Below are 16,970 nucleotides of genomic sequence, written 5' to 3'. Positions count from 1 at the left end.
TTGATATAATTGTCGAAGAAAATTTACCTTTTTCTTTTAACGACCATTGATTAATTCAACTTTTACGCCATATTTCGGCTTTTTGGAAAAATATGTATACGTATACACAACTGCTGTTAAGAAATTTTCTCTTTGCTTTAGCATTTAGTACCGTTGTAGGTATAGCAGGTGCTATTTTATTAGCAATGCAAGTATCTGAAAATCAAAAACAACATATTCAGGTATTACAGTCTTACGACCGCGAAAGCTCTGCTGTTAATAGCGAAGAACTAGCAAATCTACTAATCAGCTTAAACCCTTATCATTTTATCAATATCGGCAATAGAGATGGCGCAATTATTGTCAACAAACAACAAAAAAGTGCTCCGCTAGTTGAATTTATTTTAGCACCTATTAATCAAGTAAAACTGCCAAAAAGTGGCTTAACCATTCGCTATCAATTATCGGCAGATAGTAACCTATCATTACTTATCAAGGTCGTGCTTGCGGTATTTTTACTGTCGGTAATCTTTATCGTTATTGCTGCATCATTTAGTATTGCACGCTATCGCCGACTGGCAGGAAAAATTAATCAGCAAATTAAAGGTGATTTGGCCACAATAATTACCGGTAAAGAAAATACAGATAAGGCTCAAGATGATGAAATTGACCTACCTGAAATTCAACAACATTTAACAGAATTAAAGAATTTAATTGCTAGTAAAATTTCTGAAACAACCTTACTCGAAAAAGACGCGTATATTGAACCCGTTACAAAATTAGAAAATAGAAATCGTTTTATTCAGTTTTTTGAAAATGCTGATAGCCGTTCAGACTTTGGCGTTTTATCTATTACTCGGTGCTCAGAATTACAAACCATAAATCAAATTCATGGTTATCATGAAGGCGATAGCTATATCCGTGATGTTGCTGACATAATGAAGCATGCCATTAGCCGCTATAAAGGGGCACAAGTTTTCCGTTTGAACAGCTCTGATTTCGCCACTCTTATTCCTAATATCACCTTAAAAAGTGCGGAAAATTTTGCGAATGATTTAACCGGAAAATTCAACGAATACCAACAAGCATCTGATTTAGACTCTGTTGGTTACACTGGCCTTGTTTATTTCGACAATGATAAGCCACTTGGCGAATTGCTCGCCCTAGCCGACACAGGAATCAGCGTTGCTCAAACACAACAAGTTAATGCCTGGTTTGCACAAACCGATAGCAGTATTTTGGAAAACAGTAGTGCTAGCTATGGCAATCAAAACTGGCGACAAGAGATAGACAGTGTTATAGAAAACCAGCGAATCAGGCTATTGGTTCAGCCTATCAAGCCAAGCAGTCCAAATAGCCGTGTTTACGGGGAAGTGTTAGCACGTTTTCTCAATAGCAGCGATGATGTACTGCCAACGGCATCATTTTTTGCCATGGCAGAAAAACTTGATAAAATCGTCGCCGTTGACCGTATGATAATCGAAGCGGCAATTAAAGAGATTGCAGATAAAAACATGCAAGATCACTTTTTCGGTATTAACGTTAGTGCTCGGTCAATTAATGACGGACATTTTTTAATTTGGTTAGAGCGACGCTTACTACGTGACGCTGCAATTGCATCAAAATTAGTTTTTGAAATTACCGAATATGGTTTACAGCAAAATATCAAAACCAGTAAAAACTTTATCGATATGGTGCATCGCGTTGGTGCTAGAATAACCGTAGAACGATTTGGTGTTGGCTTAACATCATTTAAATTCTTTAGAGATTTAAAACCCGACTTCATTAAAATGGACAGTACCTATACCCGCGATATTGATGAAGACAAAAACAATCAATACTTTTTGCGTTTAATGGTCGATTTAGCACACAGATTGAGCATCAGTGTTTTGGCGGAAAGCGTTGAAAGCCAAGAAGAGAAGTTTATGCTAGAAAAGCTTTTCATTGATGGTTGCCAAGGTTTCTATATCGGCAAACCAAAAAGCTTGTCAGCTCTTTAATTTATAGTAACTTATTCGACCTAGTAATAGCACTAGGTCGAAATCACCTACTAACACATCAATAAACATCAATAAACATCAACTATTTTAGCGTGAAAACTAACGTTTTTGCTTGATTTTTGAGCATGTTCAAATGGAGCAAAATAAAAAATTAATAACCTTACGCTTCGTATGTTGTTTATTCATTGATAAACACGGATAATAGCGTGAATTTTCACGGTAAAATAATTATCAAATGACTGATTACCTACTGCTGTTAGTTGGCACAGTATTAGTAAATAACTTTGTATTAGTAAAGTTTCTTGGACTGTGCCCATTTATGGGGGTTTCTTCACGCACAGAAACCGCCATCGGCATGTCGTTCGCAACAACCTTTGTCATGACTTTGGCATCATTATTAAGTTACATTGTAAACAGCTATATTCTAGTGCCATTAAATTTAGAGTACCTAAATACAATGACTTTTATTTTAGTCATTGCTGTCGTGGTTCAGTTTACCGAAATGGTGGTTCATAAAACCAGCGCCAACCTTTATCGTTTATTAGGGATATTTTTACCGCTTATCACCACAAACTGTGCCGTGCTCGGCGTTGCATTACTTAATATGTACGAGCAACATAACTTTTTCGAATCTATCATTTATGGCTTTGGCGCTGCCGCCGGTTTTTCATTAGTGTTAATTATGTTCTCTGCCATGCGAGAAAAGCTTGCTAATGCCGATGTACCTGCACCTTTTAAAGGCTCTGCCATTGCCATGATAACAGCAGGTTTAATGTCATTGGCCTTTATGGGCTTTACGGGTTTGGTTAAATTTTAATGAGTACATTAATTGCAATAATAGTTGTTGGTGTAATTGCAGCGTTTTTTGGCGCATTACTTGGTTTTGCCTCTGTTCGATTTAAAGTCGAAGGAGATCCTCTTGCCGAACAGCTTGATGCCTTGTTGCCGCAAACACAATGTGGCCAATGTGGATACCCAGGTTGTAAGCCTTATGCTGAAGCGGTTGCAAACGGTGAAGCAATCAACAAATGTGCGCCTGGCGGCGAAGATACCATTAAGAAAATTGCCGACTTAATGGGGGTTGAGGTACAACCTATGGATGAAAACCATGAAGCAGATACCACACCCAAAGTCGCTTTTATTATTGAAGAAGACTGTATCGGTTGTACCAAGTGCATTCAAGCTTGTCCGGTTGACGCCATCATAGGTACAACTAAACAAATGCATACCATAATTGCAGACGAATGCACGGGATGTGACTTATGTGTTGCCCCTTGCCCAGTCGACTGTATTGAAATGATCCCAGTGGCCACAACAACTCAAAATTGGCAATGGGACTTAAACACGATTCCCGTCGTAGAAATAGATTAATGAGGCTGTAGTGGAATCTATAATTGAACGTATTCAAAAAGGTCACTTTTCACAATTTCATGGTGGTATTCACCCACCTGAGCAAAAGTTTCTCACGTCTACTAAACCTATAGCCAGCGCGCGAATTCCTCAGCAACTTATTATTCCTATACGTCAACATATAGGACAAGCGGGTAACCTAGAGGTAGCAATTGGTGACAAAGTTCTTAAAGGCCAAGCGTTAAGTAGCAGCGACAGCCCAATGCAATTGCCTGTTCACGCGCCAACAAGTGGCACCATTACGGCCATTAAACCGTCGATTATTCCTCACCCATCTGGACTAAGTGAAACTTGTATTGTACTTTCTCCCGACGGCGAAGATACCTGGTGTGAGCGTAATATTTGCCCTGATTACCAACTGTTGAGTAAAGGGCAAATATTAGAAAAAATTGCAAATGCGGGTATTGCTGGCATGGGTGGTGCGGGTTTTCCGACACAAGTAAAAGTTGGCACATTAGCAAAAATTGAATTTCTTATTATTAATGCTGCAGAATGTGAACCTTACATAACCGCTGACGATTTATTAATCCAAGAACATAGCCCAACTGTACTCGATGGCATTAAAATTCTTGATCATCTACTCGCGCCTAAAAATATCTTAATTGGCATTGAGGACAACAAACCGCAAGCAATTGCTACACTGAAAAAAGCCACTGAGAATATTGCTCATATTCATGTTTGTGTTATACCAACTAAATACCCGAGTGGCGGTGAAAAACAGCTAATAAAAATATTAACAGGCCAAGAAGTACCGAGCGGCGTTTTACCAAGCTCACTTGGTATAGTAATGCAAAATGTTGCAACTTGTTTTGCCATTGCCGATGCTGTTATCAATGACACGCCTTTAATCAAGCGCGTGGTAACCGTTAGTGGTCAAGCTCTAGAAAAGCCACAAAATACCTGGGCATTAATTGGTACCCCGGTCGGCTTTCTCACAGAAAATTGTGGCTATAAAAACTCTCAACATAAGCATTTAATTATGGGTGGCCCTATGATGGGCTTTAGCCTGTCAAGCGACCAAATACCTGTAGTTAAATCGACCAATTGTATTTTAGCGCCAAGTGAAGCAGAAATTGCATCACCCTACTCTACCGGTAGCAAAGAAGTTGAATGTATTCGCTGTGGCCAATGCGCTGATGTTTGCCCAGCACAGCTCCTCCCACAAGAACTACAATGGAGCGCAAAAGCGAAAGACCAACAACAACTGGCTAAGCTTAATCTATTTGACTGCATTGAATGTGGTGCTTGTGCTTATGTATGTCCGAGTCAAATTCCGCTGGTACATTATTATCGAATTGCAAAAGCCGAAATTCGCCAACAAAAGTTACTCGATATTAAAGCTGAAAAAGCTAAAGTTAGGTTTGAAGCTCGTAAAGAACGCCTTGAACGTGAAAAAATTGCGCGAGCAGAAAAACATAAAAGAGCAGCAGAGGCGCGCAAAGCTCGAATGAATTCAGGCACAGCTGAAGCGAAAACAGAGAAATCTGCTGTTGCTGCTGCACTTGCCCGTGTAAAAGCGAAAAAAGCTCAAGAAAATAACAACATCAAAGATGCTCCACAAGCAGTCGTGAATAGTGAACAAGTTAGCGATCAAAAAAGCCAAGTTGCCAATGCTATCGCACGTGCAAAAGCGAAAAAACTCGCCAAGCAAGCAGCAGAAAAATCAGCAACAAATAACACAAAGGCTGAGCCAGCTATCTTACCGGCAGCAATTCAAGAAACTAGCGCTACTAATGATAAAAAAGCGAAAGTAGCTGCGGCTATTGCTAAAGCAAAAGCCAAAAAATTACAAAAGACAGATACCCTATCACCTGAAAACAACACAGTAGAAATAGCTACAGTTTCTAACAAAAACACTCAAGCTAGCTCTAATGTTACTACTGCAGAAGATGCAAAGAAAGCCAAAGTTGCCAGTGCTGTTGCAAAGGCTAAAGCAAAAGCACTGGCAAAACGTCAAGCAGAAAAAACGGCAAGTGCTGACGATAAAACTCAAACGATGATTGAACCAGATAGCAACACTAAAGCTAATGTGAATAAACAATCGTCAACTACCGAGACCTCATCTGCAAAAAATGAAAAGCCAATGCCTGAGCAGCAAAATGCTGACGATACCAGAAAAGCTAAAATTGCTGCGGCTGTCGCAAAAGCGAAAGCAAAAAAACTAGCAGCGTCAAGTAGTAAACTAGATGATAACCTCGCCAATGACAACACTTCTGCTAGCAATGATAAAAAAGCACGTATTGCAGCAGCTGTTGCCAAGGCAAAGGCTAAAAAGCTAGCAGCTCAATCAAACAAACCACAAACTTCAGAGTAATTGATCACTATGGCATTTTGGATAGCAAGTTCCCCACATAACCATCAACAAAGTGAAACATCAAAACTGATGCGAATGGTCATTTACGCGACAATTCCTGGCATTTTTGCACAATGGTATTTCTTTGGTTGGGGTAATTTAATTCATATATCAATGGCAATAATTACCGCTTTAGTTGCAGAGTTTGCCATATTATCTCTTAGAGAAAAAAAAATACGCCCACAGTTATTTGATGGCAGCGCAATACTAACCGCCGTATTACTCGGTATTAGTTTACCGGCACTGGCCCCATGGTGGATTACGATTATAGGCAGTTTATTTGCCATTATAGTTGTTAAACAATTATACGGTGGCTTGGGTCATAACCCATTTAATCCTGCGATGGCGGCCTACGTTATGTTGCTAATATCGTTTCCAGTACAAATGACACAATGGCAACCACCACTGCCATTACTAGCCATTGACCTTCAATTTAGCGATACCTTATCATTAATTTTTTCCGGTTATACAGCAGAAGGTTACTCGGTAGAGCAAATTCGTACCCATATTGATGGTGTAACTATGGCAACACCACTCGATACGGTAAAAACCAATATTACGCTTGGACTTACCGTTGTAGAAAGCATGCAATCAACCGTTATAGGCCAACATTTTGGTATTGGTTGGGAATGGATGAATGCAGGTTTTTTACTTGGCGGCCTCTTCTTATTGGCGAAAAAAGCCATTCATTGGACCACACCATTAAGCTTTTTAGCAAGCTTATTCATTTGCAGCTTTATCGCATTTATTATTAGCCCAGACAGTAGCGCTTCTACTATGTTTCACTGGTTTACTGGTGCAACTATGCTAGGGGCATTTTTCATTTTAACTGACCCGGTTTCCGGGGCAACCAGTGTCAAGGGGCGATTAGTATTTGGAGCCCTTGCAGGCCTATTAGTTTATATTATTCGAAAATTTGGCGGTTACCCAGATGCCGTAGCATTTGCTGTACTGCTTTGTAATATGGCAGCACCATTAATTGACCAATACACGCGCCCACGCACTTATGGTCATAACGTAGGAGCAAAAAAATAATGTCAAATATTACTCCTGCAATGAATAAAAATGCCAAAGTTCTCGCTCTATTTGCTGTTGCATGCACTGCAGCAGTTGGCTTAGTTAATGTGTTAACTAAAGATAGAATTGCACAGCAAGCTCAACAACAACTCATAAAGCAACTTAACGAAACCATTGATGAGAAAAATCATGACAATGAAATGTTTCGTGATTGTATCAATGCGCCACACGACAGAAATAGCGACTTAATCACGGACGTTATTTATCGTGCAAGAATGAATAACGTCCCCGTAGCGGCAGCGATTAAAGCCATAGCACCAGATGGCTACAATGGCAATATTGAGCTGCTTATCGCCGTTAATACCGATGGCAGTGTTAGCGGCGTTCGCACCCTATTACACAAAGAAACCCCTGGTTTAGGCGATAAAATCGAAATTAAAAAAAGTGATTGGATTACGACATTCTCTGGTAAAAAAGTATTAGAGGAAAATGACAGTCGTTGGGCGGTGGCTAAAGACGGTGGCATGTTTGACCAATTTACCGGCGCTACTATCACACCACGAGCAGTTGTAAAAACTGTGAAAAAAACAGTTGATTACTTTATTGAAAATCAAGAAGTTATATTTTCCACTGAAAGTAATTGTGAGGCTAAATAATGAAAATTAATGCTGAATACAAAGAACTCGCTTGGCAAGGGCTATGGAAGAATAACCCTGGCCTTGTACAATTACTTGGTCTTTGTCCGTTATTGGCTGTTACTTCAACAGTAGTGAATGCCTTAGGTTTAGGTATCGCAACATTATTTGTTCTAATTTGCTCTAATGCTACTGTATCTGCAATTCGCCAATGGGTTCCAAAAGAAATTCGCATTCCCATTTTTGTTTTGATCATTGCCGCCTTCGTTACTTGCGTACAATTGTTAATGAATGCATTCACTTACGACTTATACCAATCCTTAGGTATATTCTTGCCATTAATCGTAACGAACTGTGCCATTATTGGCCGCGCTGAAGCTTATGCATCAAAGAACCCAATTAAACAAGCCAGTTTTGACGGCTTAATGATGGGACTTGGCTTTTTAGCTGTGCTAGTTTTACTCGGTGGAATACGCGAAGTATTAGGCCAAGGCACCTTATTTGATGACGCCAACTTACTGTTAGGTGAATGGGCAACAACATTGAAAGTTGAAGTATACCAGCTTGATAGCCAGTTTTTGTTAGCAATTTTACCACCAGGTGCGTTTATTGCTATGGGCTTTTTAATTGCCGGTAAAAATGCAATCGATAATAAAATTGCACAAGCAAAACCTAAAAAGTTAGAGCAAGCAATTGAGCGTGTTCGAGTGAATTTTGAAAACTAATAGCCATTAAATAGTAAAATAATCTAAATAAAAATAATGAATAAAGAAAAAAGATTAGAAATATTAACCCGATTACGGGATAACAATCCAAACCCGACCACAGAGCTTAACTTCTCAAGCCCATTTGAATTGTTGATCGCAGTTCTATTGTCAGCGCAAGCAACGGATGTTAGTGTCAACAAAGCAACTGATAAGCTTTACCCGGTTGCGAACACGCCACAGGCTATTTTAGATTTAGGTTTAGACGGATTAAAATCATATATAAAAACCATTGGCCTATTTAACACTAAAGCAGTTAACACCTTAAAAACTTGTCAAATGTTAATCGACCTACATGACGGCCAAGTACCTGAAGACAGAGCCGCACTTGAAGCATTACCCGGTGTCGGTAGAAAAACGGCCAATGTCGTACTTAATACCGCCTTTGGCTGGCCGACAATAGCGGTAGACACTCACATCGATCGCGTTTCAAACCGCACTAAGTTTGCCATGGGGAAAAACGTGGTAGAAGTTGAACAAAAACTTTTAAAAGTGGTGCCCGCAGAATTTAAAGTGGATGTTCACCATTGGCTTATTTTACATGGCCGTTATACCTGTGTGGCTCGTAAACCACGCTGTGGCGCTTGTATTATTGAAGATTTGTGTGAGTTTAAAGATAAGACTGAATAATTGAAGTTAGCTTTGAGCGACCCAAAGACATTCAAAAATAATTGGATTATTCGAAGTTAATAACTTAGTAGTAGTTGTGACAATTGCCTTAGAGGAATTGTCACAACTTTATTACCTATTGCTTACTTTGATAACTCTTTGGCTGTATCAACAAAAATCCCTTGAATATCATTTGCTTCACGCTCTGATTGACCGCCATGTTTTAAAAAGGCTGCGATAATAGTTTGAGTTTTTTCTTCTTTTGCTCGCTCTAAAAAGTACCTCAACTCTAATTCACTGCCAACATCTTCATCTATAATCGAAGCAGTAATGATCTCTTTGTACATTACGATATCGCGTACTTCCCAACCACTAACCGTTAATAATAACTGTTGCAGAAACTCATTCATCTCAATTTTGGGAACATATTGAGTGATAATGTTTAATTGCTCAGCTTGTTGAGCTGTAAAATCTGCGCCTGTTAATAAAGCTTGTAGAGCCTTCCCTTTACCTAATCGGCGAGCAAATTGTACAGCACCTTGGCCGCCCGTAGGTATATTTATATATAATTCTGGCTGAGCGAACGCTGAGTTTTCAGTGCCGTAAGCCAAATCACATGCCATTACAAATTCATTGCCTCCACCACGAGCAACACCGTCAACAATAGCAATTGAAAGCTGCTTCATTGCTTTAATATTTGCAATCATGTGATTAAATTCTATTGACGCAGCTTGCCCTCCCTGAGTTCCATTTATAACATTAAGATCGAGATGAGCAATAAAAAATGCGTCATGAAATGACTTAAATACAACGGCTTTAATTTCACGTTCATCTTTTAACGACAAAATAAACTGGTTCAATTCATTAATTAAATCAATAGTTAAAATATTAACAGGCGGGTTTTTAATTAAAACAGTTGCGATACCTGCTTCTTTTGTGATGATGAGTTTATTCATAGTCAATGCCTCTTTGCTTAAGAATTCGTAAATCGATATTGTTCACGACAAGTTCATGAAGCTAATTTAATATCCTTTTTGACATCCAAAAACAGACAAAAATGAACTACAATGTTCCCTTATTGGAACCAATTAGTGAAATTATGGATCTTGCAAGTCGGCTACTACTATTACTTGAAGTCTCTGAATTAGGTAGCTTTGCTAAAGTATCGGAGCATAGAAACGTCAACCGTTCAGCCATATCTAAGCAAATAGTTAAGCTTGAAGATGAGCTAGGAGTTCAATTACTTAACAGAACAACTCGCTCACTTTCGTTAACCGTTGCAGGGAGTGAAATGGTTAACCAAGCAAGGCAATTGAGAGATTTACTGAATAACTCAAGACGCTTAGCAGAAAACTATCATAGTGAACCAAGAGGAGAGCTAAAAATTTCCAGCTCTACGTTATTTGGTCGCCAATATGTACAACAGGCGATACTTAAATTTCAAGCTTTATACCCTGACATTCGAATAGAATTACTACTTGAAGATCGTTTGGTTGATTTTATTGGGGAAGGCTTTGATATAGGGTTTCGTATAGGAGAGCCGAAAGCGTCAAACCTTATTGCAAAACCAATAGCCAGAAATCGATTATTGGTAGTTGCATCACCTAAATTTTTAAAAAAATATGGAACCCCCAAGACAGTTCCTAAATTAGAAAGCTTGCCTGCCGTTATATATTCTTCACAAGGGCTGCTCATTGACAAGTTTAAGTATTTAGATAACTTAGGAAAAGAAGCTCATTTTCAATTAACACCAGCTTATAAGGTTAACGAAGTTGAAATGCTTATTAATACCGCACTAGCCGGAAATATGCTGGCAGTTATTACTGCTCAAATGATAGAGAATGAAATAATAGACGGTAAACTAATACCCATCATGACACATCTTAACTTAGCAGATTATGGTACGTTTTATGCCGTTTATCCTCATCGAAATGCTCCTTTGAAAACTAAACTTTTTATAAAAACGCTTAAAGAACTGGTTGGAGAAAAAGTACCTGTATGGGAAACCAAAATACCTGATTTTGAAAAAATGTATGGACACAAATAATATAAATAAATTCCATTCTTATTATACAAAGTTATCATCTAGCTTCATTATCTTTTGGCTGGCCAACTATAGCCGTCGACCCTCACATCGATCGCGTTTCAAACCTTATTAAGTTTGCCATGGAGAAAATGTAGTAGAAGTTGAGCAAAAACTTTTAAAAGTAGTGCCCGCAGAATTTAAAGTCGATGTGCACCACTGGCTAATTCTTTATGGCCGTTAACCTGTGTCGCTCGTAAACCTAAACGTGGTTCATGTATTATCAAAGATTTTTGTAAGTTTCAAGATAAGACAAATAATTAAGACCGCTATACTACCAATAGCGGTCATTGACGCATATCCCTCAAATAATTTTAGGTATTACTTGATCGAATTAACAATAAAGTCGAGCACTTTATCGCCAGAGGTTGTGTAAGATGTATCAAATAGTGAAACTGGTTTTTCTAACATACCACGTTCGACCATTTCAGAAACTACATCAAAATCTAATAAACCGGCTTTTCCAACAAGCAAGTTATCAACAGACTGCTCTTTCGCGACATTTAAAACGTCTTTAAACCCCTTTAAGTATAAATAATCTTTTGTAAAACCACCGCCACGATATACACGAGTCGTTAGTGTAAAAGCGAATTCTTTATCCAGTGAAAACTCGTTCATCAAGGCATGGTAAGTTTTAACAAAGTCATTGTGCTCAAGCATATATTGCACAGCAATAACCCTTAAAGCGATAATTCTTAAACGTTGAATTGTTAAACTACCAGAGCAATATTCACTATAAAGAGCAAGGCCTTCTTGTGTGTGAGTGTTTCCCGTTAAACCCAAGCTAAACACCTTTAATGGATGTTTTTTGGCATTTATAGTGGTCAGCATATGGATACCAAGTTCGTGATAGGCAAAAGCATGTAATTCTTTTTCGGTAAATTTCGCTTCCTTATTTATGAGCAGTAATGCTTTCTCATTGTTCACCATAGCTTTGGCAACAATTTTTGCCGATTTTTCTATCTTACACTTAAGGCCCCATTCGTTTGCTTGAAAACGGAAGTAGTCAATAGCCTCATCTGCGTTAAGGTAGACATCAGATTCAGGAAACTCTTCACAATTTAAATGCAGAATAAAACGAGCATTTGCAATATCGGTATGGCTAGGCTCTCCATAATATTTAAGAGAATTATAAACAAAGTCACCTGTGCCGATCGACGTTAATAAGTCAATCTTGCTCGCCAAATTATCGATAACATGGCGATATAACTGTGCAATACCAGCATCAAAAATATCGTCAACCGGTAACTTATAAAGGTTCTCTCGAAACTTATATGGATTTAAGTTTAACTGCTTGTAGTTAAAGTTAGGTGCTAAGTAACTGTTTCTTTTTAGGAAACGATTCTTCTGACTAGATAAATTAATCGGGTTAATAAAATTAAGCGTTTCAACACTTTTACACAGTGAAAACAGCTTTTTATCTAATTCGATGACTTCTGGGCTAATATTTGAAGAAAGAATGTCCGCTTTTTGGGTACGGGTTTTCTTGGTATAGCGACGCATGAAAAATGCTGCCGTTTCACTAATTGCATCTTTAAGGCCAGATTTAAGGTTATCGAGTACCAGCGGGTATACTTGTCCAGAAGTTTCGTCCATAAACACTTTTTTTACTTCCGTAGGAAGGACAAGCGTATTGTCAAAATGAGCATTGATATGGGAAATTAAGTACCCTCTGCCATGAAATACTTCATCAGTTGCGGCTCTGACATCAATATTTGGCAATTCAATTTTGTTTAGCTGACGCTCGAATTGACTGATAACTTTACCCCAACGCTCAACATCAATTTGTCCAGCTCCTATGTTAAAGGTTGGCGTATTTTGTTCGATTCGCTTGTAATTATATGAATGAATATCAAAAACAATCGCATTGCCAAATTGTTTTTCAATTACAGCTACAATTGTCTCAAGAACATTATAGAATGATTCATGCTTAGCATGGCTGGCCGCACGCTGTTTTTGTGTTAGTGGCTTTTGCCAAACTTGCTTGTCCCACGCTGTTTTGAAATAGGTGGAAAGCGTTCTCGCCCGATTTAAGTCGTATTCAAAACGAGAATCATTGCCGATAAGTTGAATTGGGAATGATGATATCAACTCGTCTGTATAAGGATCCTCTTCGTAAAACCGCTCCTGTTTCGAGAGCAAGAACGATTTCTCCAACTCTGCACGCAATTGGTGCCCGTTATGAATCGCAGCACATATTAATGGTGTATATTCATCAATTTTGATAATAAATGAACCGTCATTAATTTCAGCATGGAAACACTCCCGCTTTTTAATGCGTTGAATACACTCTTTCTCAGATAGCGTTAGCATCTTCAATAACCTTTCTAAATTCAGTCTTGCGATTCATCACAAATTCTTTGGCTTGCACGACACTTTCAACAAAATCAATTACGTGAGCTTGAAGCTTAGTTCTATTTAACTTATTAATTCTAACAATACCGCCGGGGCTTAACACATTAACTTCAATCAGTTTACCGCCGATGACATCGATACCCGTAAAATAAAGGCCATCACGAACTAGTTTAGGACCAATGTATTTACATAGTTTTTTCTCTTGTGCGGTAAGTTTATGCTTTACAACATTGCCACCCGCATGAACATTAGAGCGGACATCATTAGACGCTGGAATGCGCTTCATTGCGCCTATTGGTTCACCATTTAGCATCAAAATACGCACATCACCTTCTTCGGCACCATGCACGTAATCTTGCAAAATCACATAGTTACTGCCTTTGCCATGCTCATCACCACCGATGTAGAAATCAAGTAGTGATCTAAAGCTTTGACGTGCACTTTTCTCTAGAACAATAACACCTCTACCGCCATAACCATCGAGCGGTTTCAATATCATTTTGTCGCTTTCTGATTCGTCAAAAATTCGCTCTAAATAATCTCGATTTTTTGAAACATGAGTCGCAGGTATAAACTCACTTTCGGTATCTTGAAAAGATGCCGTGTAAACCTTGTTATTAGCTACGCGTAAGCCATCGAGATCATTCATGATGAAAGTATCACCACGTACAGAATCTAAGAAGTTCAATGCCAAGGTATCAAGCGGAGGATTAGCTCTCATAATGACCGCATCAAAACCCGCTAGAGGAAGCTGAGCGCGTTTAAAGTCAGCAGTTTTATAAAAGCTAGGTATGTTATCTGAATATTTTGTATTTTTAGTAAATACGTCACAAAAAGCGCTCGCGACGCTATCTCGAATGGTTAAATTATTAACGGTTGAAAGCGCGACTGTGTGACCACGCTTTACACATTCATGTATCAGTCTTAAGGTAGAGTCAGTTTCAGGCTCTATACGATCCCAAGGGTACATAATAAAACAAATTTTCATTGGCTTTGCTCGAGTAGAAGATACATTTTTTTAGTATCACTATAATTGGGCGAAGCATACAGAAAACTTGTTTTCTTGACCGCTAAAAAATAATTGTCGTCAAGTTAAAAAATATTTATAAATAGCAACCCTTTGCGCTGCATTCTACTAAGCAAAAGAGCGCTCGTTACCACTGGGTTCTCTTACTTTACCATTGCTCATAGAAAACCCATGATGAACACGGCTTTTTTCAATCACTGCAAGATATCTTTTCCATAAGTTAACTGAGTACAGGTCGCTTTCACCAGGAGTATTCATTGCCTTTACAAATTGTGCTTCTTCGTCATTTATTGGTGATAAGCTTCCATCACTCAAACCTTCAAATGTCTTTCCATATGTAGCAAGCTCTTCCGATTCTCGTTTATTAAAATGGCCACTACGAGAGATACCGTGTGGAAAAGAATTATCACCGTAAAATAAATGCTGTCCGACTCTAATAGAAGTTTTCATTGTTATGCTCCTTTCCCTTGAGAAATGAACGAAGTAAGTTCTGAATAGGTTTTAAACGTTTTATAAGTAGAGATTTCCAAATCTGTATTGACACATTCAAGTATAATACTTGCTATATTAGCGTCTTCTTGATCTGATTGTTGTTCAAGGCAGTAATCGTGAATTGTCGTCACTAACGCTATTGTGGGAGTAGAAAGCTCTTCAATTTCAAGTTGATTAGCAAGAGCATTAGTCGCTGCCAATACAGAAAACATAAGGGCTATTTTTCTCATAATTTTACACCTTAATTTCATTTTCAACGAATTTACGAAAAAAATTACTATTTGAAAAACAAATATTATTTGTCGCATCGATAATTATTATTTACATTACCCTCGATGATTTAATTTAGGTGTTAGCATGGACATTAGAGTTTTTAAAACCTTTATAGCGGTAGCCGAGAACAAGCACTTTGGTAGAGCGGCCGAAACTTTATACATAACGCAGGCAGCTGTTAGTGCTCGAATTAAACAATTAGAAGAGTTTTACAGCACTCAGTTAATTATTCGTGAAAAAAATAACCTAAGATTAACCCCTTCTGGAGAAGCGCTGCTTTCACATGCCCTCCTTCTGGTAAGCCAGATGGAGCAATCGAAGTTGGCAATATCAATTGCCAATCAGCAAAAGATATCGTTTAACATTGCAGCAACGCCAAATGTTTGGGATGCGTTTTTTAGTAATAGAATTCATGATGCAATTGAATTATTTGAAAATATATCGCTAAGCACTGAAATATCGGTTAGAGAAGCAATTCAAAGAAAGTTAGATGATAGAGGTTTAGATATTGGCTTACTTATGGACCCAATTAAAGATGACGAGTTTACCAATGAGTTGATCGGTCATTTCGATTTATCTTTAGTAGGAAATCGTAAAAGCTTTGATAAAAATGTTGAAGATTACATATTTGTGGACTGGGGCATTACATTTCTAAAGGAACACGCTCTATACCATAAAGTTATTCCCAGTTTTAAAACTTCAACTGCAATGATTGCGCTTGAAGTAATTTTATCAAAAGGAGGCTTTGCTTATTTGCCGACAGAACTTATAACGGAAAGCTTAGTTTCAGGCGAGCTTTTTGAAATTGATGCGCCAGTACAAATTAAACGGCCAATTTTTATGGTTCATAGGAAAAATAACCTCAATAATGAACTCATCAGTCAATTCAAAAATTTATTAATGAAAATTCAGTAGTAAATATCTAAACGAACAACAAACTCACATATCTACGGCTATTAATCCAAACGAGTTTTATCAGAAAAATTAATGCAGAAGTAATGCAAAATTTATAAGCGTTATACTGAAAGAATTCATAATCTGGCAGGCATCAATGGCTAATTCTTCATAGCCGTGCTACCTGTACTGCACAATAAAGCCAAATATAGTTGGTGTATAATTGCAGGCTTGTGTGAGTATAAAGATAAAACCGAATAAAAATGCGACGACTTTGAACGATTAGCGAACCATCACTTAAGTTAAAGAGGTGAATTAATAAATTCACCTCATGCACGTTTATTGAGTATTACAATTTTTTAATTGTAAAAAACTTAAAACTGTTAGTACGGCAAAGAATATTGGGTCGCTCCAACCAAAACCAACAAAAATGCCTGTAACTCCGGCATATACAGTTATAATAACGCCAAGCAAGTTCGTGGAAATTAACGCTTTTAGCAGCTGAATTACGGCTTCTTTGTCTTTTACATTTCTGAAAAAGAAACTGATAGCGCCTAACCCTCCTAGAAATATGCTTGTGTGCTGAGATAGGAAATATGCATATTTGTCATTTATTTCTACGCCATACATAGGCCAAACTAATGTTGGTAAAAAAAACAGTACCAATGCAAAAGCTGCGTAAATAACACTGTGTATCGTTAAAAATGTCTTATTAGTCATTTGAGTTACCTTCCTGAAATACGGGTCCTTGATTAATTTTAGTTAATGGTATGTTTACATCAAAAATTATCCCTCTCACCTCTTTAACTCCCATTGCTTTTAATCGATTAGCGTGCATTTCTAAATATTTTTGAGCGCTCTTTTCGTTTTCAAAAAGATAAACCCCACCACCAAGCTTATCAGACTCACTTTCCGTCCAAATTTTCCAAATAAGCCCCTCTTCTTTATTAATCGACTCCGCTAATCCAACTAAGGCGCTAGACATCTCCTCTCCCATTGGTCCTTGGTATTCAAAATCAACTTGTAATAGTTTCATAGTGTACTCTCCACTCGTTACGCATTATGCGTGATAATTGCTG

At 38.1% G+C, this 16,970-nt stretch carries 17 protein-coding genes and 1 pseudogene; 11 read left to right on the top strand and 7 right to left on the bottom strand.

Features of this window, described 5'->3' with window-relative positions; translation table 11 throughout:
* Nucleotides 1–92: 92 nt before the first annotated feature.
* The 8 genes from AC27HL_RS11225 (at nucleotide 93) to nth (ending at nucleotide 8,788) form a co-directional block, all read left to right on the top strand.
* A complete protein-coding gene (locus AC27HL_RS11225) occupies nucleotides 93–1,979 on the top strand; it encodes an EAL domain-containing protein (RefSeq protein WP_487081077.1) in 1,887 nt (628 codons plus the stop codon).
* Nucleotides 1,980–2,214: 235 nt separating this feature from the next.
* Complete coding sequence (gene rsxA, locus AC27HL_RS11220) at nucleotides 2,215–2,796, top strand: electron transport complex subunit RsxA (RefSeq protein WP_487081076.1); 582 nt, start codon at nucleotides 2,215–2,217, stop codon at nucleotides 2,794–2,796.
* Nucleotides 2,796–3,350 carry an electron transport complex subunit RsxB gene (gene rsxB / locus AC27HL_RS11215; RefSeq protein ID WP_487081075.1) on the top strand — a complete coding sequence of 185 codons (555 nt, stop codon included), beginning with the start codon at nucleotides 2,796–2,798 and terminating at the stop codon, nucleotides 3,348–3,350. Before rsxA ends, rsxB begins: the two co-directional genes overlap by 1 nt.
* Before the next feature lie 10 nt (nucleotides 3,351–3,360).
* On the top strand, nucleotides 3,361–5,703 hold the full coding sequence (gene rsxC, locus AC27HL_RS11210) for an electron transport complex subunit RsxC (protein WP_487081074.1): 2,343 nt from the start codon (nucleotides 3,361–3,363) through the stop codon (nucleotides 5,701–5,703).
* Between the two features lie 9 nt (nucleotides 5,704–5,712).
* Nucleotides 5,713–6,777, top strand: coding sequence for an electron transport complex subunit RsxD (gene rsxD / locus AC27HL_RS11205; RefSeq protein ID WP_487081073.1), 1,065 nt, complete (start codon nucleotides 5,713–5,715; stop codon nucleotides 6,775–6,777).
* Nucleotides 6,777–7,415, top strand: a complete 639-nt coding sequence (gene rsxG / locus AC27HL_RS11200; RefSeq protein ID WP_487081072.1) for an electron transport complex subunit RsxG — start codon at nucleotides 6,777–6,779, stop codon at nucleotides 7,413–7,415. Before rsxD ends, rsxG begins: the two co-directional genes overlap by 1 nt.
* Nucleotides 7,415–8,119, top strand: coding sequence for an electron transport complex subunit E (locus AC27HL_RS11195; protein ID WP_487081071.1), 705 nt, complete (start codon nucleotides 7,415–7,417; stop codon nucleotides 8,117–8,119). The genes rsxG and AC27HL_RS11195 overlap by 1 nt, the downstream gene beginning before the upstream one ends.
* 36 nt (nucleotides 8,120–8,155) lie before the next feature.
* Nucleotides 8,156–8,788 carry an endonuclease III gene (nth, locus tag AC27HL_RS11190; RefSeq protein WP_487081070.1) on the top strand — a complete coding sequence of 211 codons (633 nt, stop codon included), beginning with the start codon at nucleotides 8,156–8,158 and terminating at the stop codon, nucleotides 8,786–8,788.
* Nucleotides 8,789–8,910: 122 nt separating this feature from the next.
* Here nth and AC27HL_RS11185 read toward each other — a convergent pair whose 3' ends face one another.
* Nucleotides 8,911–9,723, bottom strand: coding sequence for an enoyl-CoA hydratase/isomerase family protein (locus AC27HL_RS11185; protein ID WP_487081069.1), 813 nt, complete (start codon nucleotides 9,721–9,723; stop codon nucleotides 8,911–8,913).
* A 143-nt stretch (nucleotides 9,724–9,866) separates the two neighbouring features.
* On the opposite strand from AC27HL_RS11185, the gene AC27HL_RS11180 reads away from it, so the two are divergent.
* Both AC27HL_RS11180 and AC27HL_RS11175 read left to right on the top strand, forming a co-directional pair.
* Nucleotides 9,867–10,814, top strand: a complete 948-nt coding sequence (locus AC27HL_RS11180; RefSeq protein ID WP_487081222.1) for a LysR family transcriptional regulator — start codon at nucleotides 9,867–9,869, stop codon at nucleotides 10,812–10,814.
* Between the two features lie 50 nt (nucleotides 10,815–10,864).
* A pseudogene (locus AC27HL_RS11175) lies at nucleotides 10,865–11,114 on the top strand (endonuclease III); the annotation flags it as partial.
* 57 nt (nucleotides 11,115–11,171) lie between these two features.
* Here the strand turns inward: AC27HL_RS11175 and AC27HL_RS11170 are convergent.
* The 4 genes from AC27HL_RS11170 to AC27HL_RS11155 form a co-directional block, all read right to left on the bottom strand.
* Entirely contained in the window at nucleotides 11,172–13,163 is a 1,992-nt protein-coding gene (locus AC27HL_RS11170; protein WP_487081068.1) for a flavohemoglobin expression-modulating QEGLA motif protein, read from the bottom strand.
* Complete coding sequence (gene gshB / locus AC27HL_RS11165) at nucleotides 13,147–14,193, bottom strand: glutathione synthase (protein WP_487081067.1); 1,047 nt, start codon at nucleotides 14,191–14,193, stop codon at nucleotides 13,147–13,149. Before gshB ends, AC27HL_RS11170 begins: the two co-directional genes overlap by 17 nt.
* Before the next feature lie 147 nt (nucleotides 14,194–14,340).
* Nucleotides 14,341–14,682 (bottom strand): DUF413 domain-containing protein, encoded by a 342-nt coding sequence (maoP, locus tag AC27HL_RS11160; protein ID WP_487081066.1) that lies wholly within the window; start codon nucleotides 14,680–14,682, stop codon nucleotides 14,341–14,343.
* 2 nt (nucleotides 14,683–14,684) lie between these two features.
* Nucleotides 14,685–14,954: a hypothetical protein gene (locus AC27HL_RS11155; RefSeq protein WP_487081065.1), complete on the bottom strand. Its 270-nt coding sequence runs from the start codon at nucleotides 14,952–14,954 to the stop codon at nucleotides 14,685–14,687.
* Nucleotides 14,955–15,081: 127 nt separating this feature from the next.
* Between AC27HL_RS11155 and AC27HL_RS11150 the strand changes: the two genes are divergently transcribed.
* A complete protein-coding gene (locus AC27HL_RS11150) occupies nucleotides 15,082–15,912 on the top strand; it encodes a LysR family transcriptional regulator (protein ID WP_487081064.1) in 831 nt (276 codons plus the stop codon).
* A gap of 318 nt (nucleotides 15,913–16,230) precedes the next feature.
* On the opposite strand, the gene AC27HL_RS11145 is transcribed toward AC27HL_RS11150, so the two are convergent.
* Entirely contained in the window at nucleotides 16,231–16,611 is a 381-nt protein-coding gene (locus AC27HL_RS11145; protein ID WP_487081063.1) for a hypothetical protein, read from the bottom strand.
* Nucleotides 16,604–16,927 (bottom strand): monooxygenase, encoded by a 324-nt coding sequence (locus AC27HL_RS11140; RefSeq protein WP_487081062.1) that lies wholly within the window; start codon nucleotides 16,925–16,927, stop codon nucleotides 16,604–16,606. Before AC27HL_RS11140 ends, AC27HL_RS11145 begins: the two co-directional genes overlap by 8 nt.
* Nucleotides 16,928–16,970: the final 43 nt, after the last annotated feature.

This window comes from Colwellia aquaemaris, from assembly GCF_057548755.1.
The sequence above is the reverse complement of the archived record's forward strand: the minus strand, read 5'-3'. Positions and strand labels throughout refer to the sequence as shown.

Coding starts and splice junctions, on each gene's coding strand:
- gshB (WP_487081067.1), bottom strand. CDS start 14,193: ATGAAAATTTGTTTTATTATGTACCCTTGGGATCGTATAGAGCCTGAA.
- rsxD (WP_487081073.1), top strand. CDS start 5,713: ATGGCATTTTGGATAGCAAGTTCCCCACATAACCATCAACAAAGTGAA.
- AC27HL_RS11225 (WP_487081077.1), top strand. CDS start 93: ATGTATACGTATACACAACTGCTGTTAAGAAATTTTCTCTTTGCTTTA.
- AC27HL_RS11170 (WP_487081068.1), bottom strand. CDS start 13,163: ATGCTAACGCTATCTGAGAAAGAGTGTATTCAACGCATTAAAAAGCGG.
- rsxA (WP_487081076.1), top strand. CDS start 2,215: ATGACTGATTACCTACTGCTGTTAGTTGGCACAGTATTAGTAAATAAC.
- rsxB (WP_487081075.1), top strand. CDS start 2,796: ATGAGTACATTAATTGCAATAATAGTTGTTGGTGTAATTGCAGCGTTT.
- AC27HL_RS11150 (WP_487081064.1), top strand. CDS start 15,082: ATGGACATTAGAGTTTTTAAAACCTTTATAGCGGTAGCCGAGAACAAG.
- AC27HL_RS11185 (WP_487081069.1), bottom strand. CDS start 9,723: ATGAATAAACTCATCATCACAAAAGAAGCAGGTATCGCAACTGTTTTA.
- nth (WP_487081070.1), top strand. CDS start 8,156: ATGAATAAAGAAAAAAGATTAGAAATATTAACCCGATTACGGGATAAC.
- rsxG (WP_487081072.1), top strand. CDS start 6,777: ATGTCAAATATTACTCCTGCAATGAATAAAAATGCCAAAGTTCTCGCT.
- AC27HL_RS11180 (WP_487081222.1), top strand. CDS start 9,867: ATGGATCTTGCAAGTCGGCTACTACTATTACTTGAAGTCTCTGAATTA.
- maoP (WP_487081066.1), bottom strand. CDS start 14,682: ATGAAAACTTCTATTAGAGTCGGACAGCATTTATTTTACGGTGATAAT.
- AC27HL_RS11145 (WP_487081063.1), bottom strand. CDS start 16,611: ATGACTAATAAGACATTTTTAACGATACACAGTGTTATTTACGCAGCT.
- AC27HL_RS11195 (WP_487081071.1), top strand. CDS start 7,415: ATGAAAATTAATGCTGAATACAAAGAACTCGCTTGGCAAGGGCTATGG.
- AC27HL_RS11155 (WP_487081065.1), bottom strand. CDS start 14,954: ATGAGAAAAATAGCCCTTATGTTTTCTGTATTGGCAGCGACTAATGCT.
- AC27HL_RS11140 (WP_487081062.1), bottom strand. CDS start 16,927: ATGAAACTATTACAAGTTGATTTTGAATACCAAGGACCAATGGGAGAG.